Source organism: Rhizobium sp. RHZ02 (genome assembly GCF_014851575.1).
GTDB lineage: Bacteria > Pseudomonadota > Alphaproteobacteria > Rhizobiales > Rhizobiaceae > Rhizobium > Rhizobium altiplani.
This window is the reverse complement of sequence record NZ_JACUZX010000135.1, coordinates 1-251: the sequence shown is the minus strand read 5'-3', so window position 1 is coordinate 251 and position 251 is coordinate 1. Positions and strand designations below refer to the sequence as shown.

Annotated in this window: 1 protein-coding gene; it reads left to right on the top strand. The window is 60.6% G+C overall.

Annotation, left to right across the window (positions count from 1 at the left end; all coding sequences use genetic code 11):
- Window positions 1–251: reverse transcriptase domain-containing protein (locus IB244_RS31845; protein WP_246734826.1), on the top strand; the 251-nt coding region annotated here is incomplete at both ends.

Sequence of the window (251 nt, the reverse complement as noted above, 5' to 3'; positions counted from 1 at the left end):
GACCTGGAGAAATTCTTCGACCGGGTTGACCATGACATCCTGATCGACCGTCTGCGCAAGAAAATCCCCGATCCCGGCGTGATCCGCTTGGTACGGGCCTATCTGAACGCCGACATTGTTGATGGGGGTGTGGTCCTCAAGCGGACCCGAGGCACGCCGCAGGGTGGGCCGCTGTCGCCGCTTCTGGCCAATGTGTTGCTGGATGAGGTGGACAAGGAACTTGAACAGCGGGGCCATGCCTTCTGCCGCTA